Annotated in this window: 2 protein-coding genes (1 of these 2 only partly in view); both read right to left on the bottom strand. The window is 31.1% G+C overall.

All coding sequences use genetic code 11. The features are described from left to right. Positions 1 to 5 precede the first annotated feature (5 nt). Positions 6 to 2,435: a tetratricopeptide repeat protein gene (locus ACKU3H_RS10030; RefSeq protein WP_320033716.1), complete on the bottom strand. Its 2,430-nt coding sequence runs from the start codon at positions 2,433 to 2,435 to the stop codon at positions 6 to 8. A 16-nt stretch (positions 2,436 to 2,451) separates the two neighbouring features. Beyond that, positions 2,452 to 12,262: the end of a calcium-binding protein gene (locus ACKU3H_RS10025; protein WP_320033715.1), read on the bottom strand. The gene runs 20,183 nt beyond the window's last position; only the last 9,811 of its 29,994 coding nucleotides appear in the window; its start codon lies beyond the right edge, outside the window — the gene reads right to left on this strand; it ends in the stop codon at positions 2,452 to 2,454.

Genomic DNA, 12,262 nt, shown 5'->3' with positions numbered 1-12,262 from the left:
TAAAACTACCTGTCTATTTTAATTTTAAAATTAGAAAATAGTTTATCATAAATAGACTGAAATACGCTATCCCAGACTCTAGCTGTTTTTTGTCTAAAAAGTTTAGCACTTTTATACCAAGGAGTAGTATCTCCTTTATTTGACCATCTCCAATCTGGAATTTTTTGAAGTGGTACCCAAACAGGAACATCTAAGGCACCTGCTAAATGAGCAACTGAAGTATCTGAAGAGATAACTAAATCAAGCTCTTTCATAAGACTTGCTGTTTTTGAGAAATCTGTTAATCTGTCAGTTAAATCAATAATTTTATCTTCTAAACCAAATTTTTTAATATCCTCATTTTCAGGACCAACTTGTAATGAATAAAGATTTATTTTTGGATTATTAGCTAATGGTATAAAATATTCTAAACTAAAAACTTTTCCGTCATAACTTTCACCTGTTACAGATGCACTCCAACAAATACCTATATTTAGTTTGCCTTTTTCCTCCTTTACCTCTAACTCTTTATCTTTTGTAGCAAATAGATAAGGAAACTCTTTTGGTAAATCTTTTGGAGATTTTAATTCTAAAATTTTTGCTAAACTCATAATTGGAAGATGATAATCAAATTCTGGTGTTTTTTCACTTCTATCTACTAAAATATCAATCTCTTCTAAAGATTTAAACAACTCTTTTAATTCATCTCTACATTTAACTACAATTTTACAAGGGAACTTTTCTTTAAATGGTTTTAAAAATCTAATAAATTGAATAGAATCACCAAAACCTTGCTCTGAATGTAAAAGAATCGTTTTATCTTTTATCTCTTCTTTTCCTGTAAACATTGGCTTAGAAAATATATCTTTATTATTTGCAATGTGAGAAAGCATCTCATCTTTTCTAAATCTCCACTCATATTCTAAAAAGCCATTTTTATAATCACCTTTTGCCAAATACATTGTTGCTAAATCAAAGTGTGCATTAACAAAATCTGGTTTTAACTCAATAGCTTTTTTATATGAATCAATTGCTTTTTTAGTTTGACCTAAATGTTTATATGAATTTCCTACATTACTATAAGCATTTTCCCCTTTTGGTTCTAATTCAATAGATTTTTCATGTAGTTTTGCTGCTTTTTTGTAATCAAATATTTTATTATATACATTACCAAGATTTGTATAAGCTCCACCATTTTCAGGATTTTTTTCAATGGCTATATTAAGAGATTCTATAGCTTCATCATACATCTTAAGTTTGTTGTAGCAAGCTCCAATATTGCTGTATAACTCATAATATTTCGGATTTATTTTTAAAGCTATTTTAAATATTTCAATAGCTTCTTTATATTTATCCTGTTTGTATAAAACCACACCTATATTGTTTACTGCTTTATCATAATTAGGATTAATTCGTACAGCTTCTTTATAACATTTTATTGCATCATTATATCTTTTTAGTTTTTCATAAACCATACCAATATTATTATATATTTGAAAATCTTTTGAATTTACTTTTAAAGCATCACTATATACTTTTAATGCTGCTTCAAAATTTCCAGTATCTTTTAATAAATTACCTAGATTATTGTATGTTAAGCCATATTTAGGATTTGAATTTATGGCTTTAATATAACTATCCAAAGCCTCTTTATTTTTTCCAAGCTTTCTTAAAACAAAACCTAAATTACAATATGCTTCTGCATTAGAAGAATCCTCATCTAATATTTTTTTATAAAACATCTTTGCGTCTTCTAATTTATCCTCTTTATAAGCCTTATGAGCTTTTTGAAATAAGGAATTTAACTTATACTTACTATTTTCTAATAAACTTATAAATGTATTCTTAGATATTTTTTCACTAGAGTTTTCAACAGGTAATTTTGATATATTTATCTCTTTGAACTCTTTAATTAAAAGTGAATGTATATCTAATTTATTATCTATCCATCCTTTATTTGTTGGAACTGCACTTTTTATATTATTTAATATATAAATCAAAGCATCATTTTTTAAAGATAATTTTATCAATTTTATATCTTCAAGTGGTTTTATACAATGCTGTAACACCCAAATTGAGTATGCAAAATCAAACCTTTCACCAGCTTCTATTTTTCTTTTAAATTCTTCAGGAGATACTGCTTCAAAATTGGAACTGTCTACATACTCTGTAGCTAGTTTTCTCATAGATTCTGAAATATCTAATCCAATAACTTTACAAGAGGTTTTTTTAATTAACTCCTTTGCTATTCTTCCTATTCCACACCCATAATCCAGTACAATTTTGTTTTCATCAAGTTCAAATTTACTAATTATATCATCAACTACAAATTGAGTTTCTTTATCCCATCTCTCTTCAGTTGAGACATCACCCTCTTTTGTTAATATAATCTTTTTAGCATCATCTAAATCATTTTTTTCAAAAATTTGCGGTGTATAAACCATTTTATTATACATTATTATTCCTAATCTCCTAAACTAAAACTATATCTAAACTAACATTACCTAAATCATATGTTCCACTTGAAACCACATTTCCAGTGTCACCAGTTGCAGTATTTCCATCATTGTCACTATCATATGTAAGACCAGTGTTTACATCAGTAAACTTAATATGCTCTGCATCACCCGCATTTAATCTTAGTGTAAAGTTTGATCCTGAACCATTCCATGTGTCTAAAAGTGAATCAGATAGTGTAAACTCAAACTCATCATTAGTAGCACCAAAATCTAATCCTGTTAAATCAAGACTAGAGATATTAGCAAATGTTGAGTTATCTCCAAACTGTTCTTCCGCACCTAATAACACTGAAGCATCTGTTATAGAAACAGAGTTTGTTCCACTTCCACCATCAATATCAAACTGTAAAGAATCGTCATCAAAAGATAAGTTTGTAAAATCTAATACAAAATCATCATTACCACCTAATCCATTTACATCTGAAGATATTCCTGCTCCAACAGCTTCTTCTCCTAAAGTAATGTTATCATCACCCGATGTTAAATTTAAGGTATCAAAATTACTAATATTTGTAAAATCTAAATCTGTCAAATTAGCATTAGCAGTAATATTTAATGTATTTGTTCCAGTTCCACCATCTATTGTATCTGCACTACTCAAATTATTACCATCTACATTAAGTGTGTCGTCACCACTTCCCATATCAATTGAACCATAATTGAAGCTATCAAGATTAAAACTATCTACATTTGTACTATCTGTTAAAGAAACACTATCTGCACTATCAAAATTTATATTTCTACTATCTAAATAATTTTTTTGACTAATATCAATAGTTATTGAATCTGTCGCATTAATACCATCTACATTTGAATTTATAGTTGTAAAATCTGTAGAAGTATTTAAGTTTGCACTACTATCAACTATTGTTACTGTATCACCTGAAGTAAATGCTAAGTTTCCTGATGCTTGTTCAAATGTTATATTAAGTGTATTATCACTTGCATCAAGTGTGTCAACTCCAACAGCTTCTAAATTAGCAAAATTATATGATGATAGTTGTGCACCTGTGGCATTTAAAGTTACACTATCTGCATTATCAAAAGTGATATTATTTGAAATTAACTCATCTACTTGTGTTTTAGAGATTGTTACATTGTTATCAGATACATTTATACTATCAGTATATGAACTGAATGTTGTAAAATCTGCATTACTAATATTTACCCCATTATCACTTATAGTTACAGTATCTCCTGACACAAACTCTGTTCCTGTTGTATCTAAAGCTGAAGCTTGAGAAACACTAAGGTTTACATTATTATCGTTTGCATCAAGATAATCAATATTTGCTCCATAGTTTCCAATATTTGATACTAAAGTTGCTCCATTTGAACCAGTTACTATAACTGTGTCTGCAAGGGTAAAATCTATTCCAGCACTTGCTTGTGATAATGAGATATTTAAACTATTTCCACCTGCATCTACAGTATCAACACCAGCATTAAATAAATCATTGAAATTTGCATTTTGAATATTTGTAGCACTATCAAGCACAATTATATTATCAACCCCAGCATTTGTTAAAACAGTTGAATTAGCATTTAAAATATTTGTAACAGTATCAATTACATTTACTGTACTATCAATAAAAGTTAATCCAGCACTTGCTTGTTCAACTGTTACATTAATTGTATCTGCTCCACTTACATCAACTTGAGATACTCCATTTGTTTGTAATGTAGAAAAATCAGCAGCAGAAATATTTACTTGAGAATCTGCTGCAGTAATAGTATCTGTACTATCAAATGTAATTCCAGAATTTGCTTCTAAAATTGTAACATCTAAAACATTATCTGTTGCATCAACTTTATCTATTCCATTTGCTACATATGTTGTAATATTTCCTTCAATATTTGATGAAGTATCTTTAACAGTTAAGGTAAAACCATTTTTAGAGATATTATTCCCAAATAATGCAGCTTGTGAAGCTGAAATAGTTGTATTTCCATTCATATTTAATGTTTCAATACTTGAAATATTTATACCACTTATATCTAAATCATTTGTATTAAGTGTTAAGGTATCAGTTCCACTTCCACCATCTATACTGTTAAGAAAAGCTGTTGAGTCAATAGTAAAGGAATCATCACCCCCTCTTCCGTTGTAGTTTGTAAATCCTGCATCAGCAACTTGAGTTGTACCTACTGTTATAGTATCAGCTCCACCATCACTTAAGTTTAATGTTTCAAAGCCACTAAGATTTGTGAAATCTGCATCGTTGTAAGTCAAAGTACCACTTGTATCAGTGATATTTAAACTATCTGTTCCACTACCAGCATTAATTGTATCACTACTACTTAGGTTTGCAGATGAGATATTTAGATTATCATCTCCATTGTCTAATATAAAGTTTACCCCATCAAGGGTATTATCATTTAGATTTAAAGTATCATTACCTGTGTAGAAATCAACTGTATCTATACCTGAAATATTTGCAAAATCTGCACTATCAATTGATCCACTATTTGCAAAATTTATTGTATCTGTACCACCACCAACAATTGTATCTGAACTTGTTAGGGTATTAATATCATTAAAAATTACATTGTTGTTTCCAGCACCAAGATTTAAAGAAACCCCATCCAAGTAAGAATCACTTCCACTTAATGTGATTTGATCATCACCATTTGTGAAGTTTACATCTGAGATATTAGTTACCCCTGAGAAATCCCCACTTGTAATTTGTCCAGATGTTGTGAAAGTGATATTATCTGCTCCACCATTTCCATTTACAACATCATCACTACTTAAATCATTTATTGCATAGTTAAATGTATCATCACCACTTCCACCTAAGATATTAAAATCTTTTGTTCCAACTGTGATATCATTTCCACCATCAGCTAAAACTATATTTTCAACATCTACATTTGATAATTGATTTGCTGTAATTGTTCCATTATCTAAAAATTCTAAAGTATCAGTTCCACCATTACCATTTACTATATCAGCATTTGATAATTGGGCAATTGTAAATTTAAAGGTATCTGCACCGCTTCCACCTTCAAGTGTTGAGTTTAAAGTACCTACAGTTACACTGTTTGTTCCATTTGCTAAATTTACTGTTTCAATTGAACTAACTGTTGTTAAATCAACATTACCAGCACTTGTGATATTTAAAGTATCATTTCCTCCACTTCCATCAATTGTGTCTGAACTGTCAAGGTTAGTATTAGAAATATTTACAATATCATCACCTGCACCAAGATTAACAGTATCATTTCCAGTAGTTAGATTAATAATATCTACTTTATCACTCATTACAATGTTATTATCACCTGTTCCATCATTTAAAGTAACAGTACCAGTGAAACTATCATTGTTTATTGAACTTAAATCAACATTTTCAGTAGCTGTTGCACTATTTAAATCAATTGCACCAGCACCAGCTATGATCATAGCTCCTGTTAATTGAGTATTAAGTAGTGTTAATGTTTGAGATGCTGCAACATCATATCTGTTTACAGCACCTAAATTTTGAGAAGTTAAATTAATACTAGAATCAACATTTAAAGTGATATTTCCATTTCCAGTATTGTTTAGATTATCAAAATCATGGTCACTAACTGTTGTAGTTGCATTGATGATAATATCACCATTTCCAACTGCATCTAATGTTTCTCCATCTATTTGTGTTGATTCAATAGTTAATGTAACTCCACCATTTACATCAAATTCATCAAAAATATTACCATCTGTTCCTTCAATATTTTTTGTACTAAGATCTATATTACTTGTAACATTTAAAGTAATTGTTCCTGTTCCTAATTCATTGTTAACACTAATATTGTCAAAATTGTGATCATTTACATTTGAAGTTGTTTCAACTATAATCTGACCATTTCCTTGTGTATGAAGAATAAGATTTTCATTATTTAGTGCTGTTGCACTAACTCTTACAACTTGATTATTTTGAGCTAATATCTCTTCAAAGTTTACCAATTCAACAGATGATAAATCAACACTTGAACTTACACTTAAAGTATCTATTCCATCACCTGCATCTAAAGTATCTATATTATTAACACCATTTAATATATATGAATCATTTCCACTACCAGTAATTACATGTTCTACATTTGATAAGCTATCTTCATTTGTTCCATCATTTACAGTTATTGAACTACTATTATTTACTGTAACAGTTACTGCTGTTGTCATACTAGTGTAATCAACTTTATCAATTCCACCAGAAGCATTAAAAGTAATATTATCTATTGCTGCTGTATTAAGTGTATCAGCAAAATTTGAACCTATAAAGTTTTCAAAACTTTCAAAAGTATCTGTACCTACACCTACACCATTTGTTGTACCATTATTATTTGAAACATTTAAAGTAACACTTCCTGTTGCAGCTGATACACTTAAAGTATCATTACCATTTCCACCTAATAAACTATTGTTATAAATATCACCTTGTACAGTATCATCTCCATCACCCATCTCAACATTTTCTATATTTGAAATAGTATCATTAACTGCTCCTGTTGCACTTCCAGATGATAAATCAATATTTACAGAACCAACTACATCTGTATAATTTACCCAGTCACCAGTTGTTTCTCCACCTTCAGAACCATTTATTATATTTGTGCCAGTTCCACCATAAATAGTATCATCACCTGTTCCACCTACAAGATTATCATTACCAGCTGCACCAACTAAAATATCATCTCCAGCTCCACCTGAAAAAGTATTATTATTTGCTTCTCCAGCAATACTATCATCTGCGTTTGTACCAATAAGATTTTCTATATTTGTTAAGGAATCTGTTCCATCAATTGTAATTGTTGTTGTTCCACTATCTAGTAAAGTAACATTTAAAGGACCTGTAGCTGTACTATAATCAACTGTATCACTGTTATCTCCACCATTGATAGTATCATCACCTGCACTTGTTATAAAGGTGTCATTTCCAGCATCCCCATACATATCATCATTTCCAGCACCACCATCTATGTAGTCATCATTGTCTCCACCATGTAATTCATCATCACCAGCTAAACCATAAATAGAATCTGTACCACCTTGACCATAAATAGTATTTCCTTCTGTTAAATCATTATCTCCTGTTAAAGTATCAGAAGAAGAACTTCCCACGATATTTTCAAAACTAGTGATAGTATCACTACCAATATTTGTTCCTGTAGAAGTTCCTGCATCAAGATTTACTGTTACACCTGAAGTGGAGTTTGTATAAACAAGAGTATCAATACCTGCTCCACCATTTAAATTATCATTTCCAACTCCACCTTCAACAATATCATCACCATCTCCAGCATCAATATAATCTGCACCTGCAAGACCTTGAATATAATCATTTCCAGCACCACTATTTATAGTATTGTCTTCACCATCAGCTTTTATATAATCATCTTTATCACTACCATCTAGGTTTTCAATATCATAGATTTTTGTAGAATTATTTGCTCCCCCTGAAATAAACTCAATATTATTGTCAATCAACATATCTACGGTAATATCATAGTTTGTAGAATCACTATCTGGATCAACTAAAATATTACTATTTGTATCTTCTGCTATTCCATCTGCATTATTTGTTAAAATAACTTTATCTTCTGTACCATTACCACCATATAGATAATCAGATTTTCCAGCTTCATTAGTAGTTACTGTAAAAGTATCATCTCCATCTAATCCATAAATAATATTGGTAACTCCATCTTCACCTTTTAAAATATCATCCCTTGAAGTTGCAGTAACATTTTCTACATTTGTTATAGTTTGGGCATTTCCAAAGGCATCTGTCGTATTTCCTGCATCTAAATCTACATCAATTCCTTGTGTTCCCTCTTTGAAAATAACTGTATCTTCATCTGCTCCACCGTCAATATAATCAGTTCCCTCTTCATCATAAATCGTATCAGTACCATTATTTCCATATAGATTATCATCACCAGTACCACCCCAAATAGTATCATCATTTTCACCACCTGTTATTCGGTCATTACCAGCATCACCATATAATCTATCATCACCATCATCACCGTTGATACTATCATCATTGTCTCCACCAAAAATTAGGTCAGCTCCACTATTTCCATATAAAGTGTCATCTCCACCCATTCCTAAAACAGTATCATTACCTTCATAGGCATTAACAATATTATCTCCTTGGTCACCAACAAAAGTATCATTTCTAGTACTTAAATAAAATCTTTCAAAGTCTGATGTACCATCACTCTCTCTTAAGATATAGTCGTTTTGATTTTGTGAATCGGTAATTTCAAAAAATGTTTGATCTCCATTAACTGTATCTAATCCATTAAGATTAATAGTTCTTGTTACAGTATTTACAGTAGTATCAGCTACTCCATCATCATCTAAATCTATTGAAGTATTTTGAAGAATAATATTTACGCTATTTCCACTCCAATAACTTCTATAATCAAGGGTATCTAAACCTGAACCACCTATTAAAGTATCAGTTCCACCACCTGCATCAGCTCGGTCATTACCACTTCCTAAATCATAAATATCATTTCCAGTTCTACCTAATACTCTATCGTTTCCATCATACATAATAAATATATTATCAGTTGTTGATCCCCAAATTGTTCTACTTGAACCTATTTGTCTATCAAGAATATTTTCAATATTATAAATACCATTTGTACCTGAATTTAGGTCGATATTATCTAAATAATATTCTAAACTTAACCAGTCACTTCCACCTTCTCCATCAACATAGTTATTTCCTACTGAACTTGAGTGGAAAATAGTATCATCTCCATCACCGGCTAAAATAGAATTAGCTTCTCCCGCTTTACCACCTAAAATATCCACTTGATCTGTACCAATGATATTTTCAATTTGTGAGATTAAGTCAAAATCTGTAGGAGAGTCGTTATTTATAACTTTTATATATGTACCATCTAAGGCATCATTTGCACTGTCTAATGTATATGTTGAATCTGTATAACTACCATTTAAATCAACAGTTATTCCATTTGTTGAACTTGAGTAATCTATCCAATCCTCTTCTGCATTTGAACCACCAATTGCATCTCCAAACATTACTGCTTTATCAAAATTACCAGTAACTGTATCAATACCTTCTTGACCAAAAACTACATCTTCACTAGTATCATCTGTATCTGTTCCTGTATTGATTGTATCATTTCCAGTTCCACCATAAATTGTGTCAAAACCACCTAGTCCATTTATAATATCATTTCCACCATAACCATATATGATATTATCATTATTATTTCCAGTTAAAGTATCAGAATAATTTAATGTACCATTGATATTTTCAATATTACTAATTGCACCTGATTCTGTATTTCCATACCCATCTTCATTCACTGTTGATGTAAATAAATTAACATTAACTGATGCCTCAACATTATAAAAATCTATAGTGTCAATTCCATCTCCACCATCATAATTATCAATTCCATCTCCACCAATTAAAGTATCATCACCATCATTACCAAATAGATAATCAGAACCAGCTCCACCATCTATTGTATCATTTCCACTATTACCATCAAGAGAATTGTTATTTGTATCTCCAGTTAAGGTATCATCAAAGGTAGAACCTAATAGGTTTTCAATCTCTGAAATTGTTGTACTTCCTAAACCACCTGAGATTTGTCCATCTTGCATTTTTGCATTAACAGCTGATCCTAAGGCTTGGAAACTTAACCAGTCTCCTCCACCAACTCCTGTATTATTTGAACCACCATTAATAGTATCCCCACCAGCAGTTGCAATAATAGTATCATCACCAGCACCAGAACTTATATTATTCCAGCCATCTGTACCTTTGATAATATCATCATGGGAAGAACCTATTACTCTCTCCACTGAGATTACATCATCTTGTCCACCAAAACCATCTTCCATAACATGATGAGCCACTGCTATATTATTTTCATCTGTTTGATTTAAGTAAACATTTACTGCTACATTAGCATCTGAAAAATCTAAGGTGTCAGTTCCTGAACCACCATCAATCAGATCATTTCCTGCTTGACCACTTAAAGTATCATCTCCATTTTCTCCATAAATAGTGTCATCACCAATACCACCATAAATTGAGTCACTTGAACCTCTACCATAAATAGTATCATCATAATCTACACCAATAACAGAGCTTCCATTAAATCCTAAAATTGTATCTGTATCAGTTGACCCTTTTATAACCTCTAAATGGTCTTCTAAAGTATCTGTATCTGAACCAATAGTTACTGTACCATAATCGTTACCAGCACCACTTCCAAGGTCTGCAACTATACCAGTTGTAGTTACTTGCTCATAAGTTAAAGTATCAACGCCCATTCCACCAGAGATTGTGTTATCTCCTTGACCTGAATAGATTGTATCATCACCAGCTCCAGCATCAATAGAATCATCACCTGTCCCATTTGTTTGGTTTATAATATCGTTTCCATCTCCACCATCAATTGAATCATTTCCAATTCCACCAGCTAAAATATCGTTTCCTATACCACCTTCAATAGTATCAATCTCTGAACCACCAGTGATAATATCATCACCATCTTCACCTTGAAGTAAGTTAGCTCCAGCAATACCATTTATTGTATCATCGCCTTGCCCACCAATTAAAGTATTAGCCTCACTACTTCCTCTTAATTGATCATCTCCATTTGTTCCAATTACAATTTCAATATCTCTAATAGTATCAACTACTGCACTTCCACCGTTTTGATACCCATCATCGGTAGCTTGTTCTAAACCTAAGTCAATAATTACTGCATTTTCACCTGCGTTATTAACATCAATATTTCTAAAATCTAAGGTATCAACTCCATCTCCACCTATAAAGGTATCAACACCTTGTGATGCATAGAAAGTATCATCTCCTCTATATCCATCTAAAATATTTACTTCTGCAAAATCATCACTACCTTTGATAATGTCATTGTTTCTAGTTCCAACAACGTTTTCTATACCCTCTAAATTATCATAACGACTTGCATTACCGATAACTTTTATCTCTTGTTCATTATTTGTACTTGCATCACCATCATCTAAAGATAAATCAACATCAATAGCTGTTGCATCTTTTAAGTAACTATAATTTACTGTATCATTTCCACTATCAGTGTGTATTCCACCTGTTACAAAACCACCATAAATAGTATCACCATCTAAACCACCTAAGATAGTGTCATTATCCCCTTGACCTAAAAGAACATCTTCACCAACTCCACCAATTAAGATATCATTTCCGGCATTACCAAGTAAAGAGTTATCACTATTATCACCTACTAATGTATCTGCTAAATTTGAACCTATTACATCTTGAATATCATAAAGTCTATCTGTACCTTCTCCAACTGCTGTTTGAGTTGCAATAATTGTAGTTGATTCATTTAAAAGATTAATTGTGCTAACTGATGATGATAAGTTTAATATTATAGAATTAGAAGCTAAAGAGTAATCCACAACATCTCTATCGCTATCTACACTTGCTACATTAAAATCATTACCATAAATAAAATCATCTCCAGCCCCACCAATAAATGTGTCAGCTCCAATTTGACCTATTAAAGTATCACTTCCAGCTCCACCAGAAATCGTATCACCAGAAGCTCCACCATCTAATACGTTATTATTCCCATCACCAGTGATGATATCAACAGCAGAAGTACCAATGATATTTTCAACTCCTGTAATAAACTCAGCATTTCCAAATCCATCATCTTGTACTCTATAAGTTGAATCTGTACCTAAAGTTTGAGTTGTACTTAAATCAACATTAATACCT

Source organism: Halarcobacter sp. (genome assembly GCF_963675975.1).
Classification (GTDB): domain Bacteria; phylum Campylobacterota; class Campylobacteria; order Campylobacterales; family Arcobacteraceae; genus Halarcobacter.
Note: the sequence above shows the minus strand (reverse complement) of the source record. Positions and strands in the feature narration are given on the sequence as shown.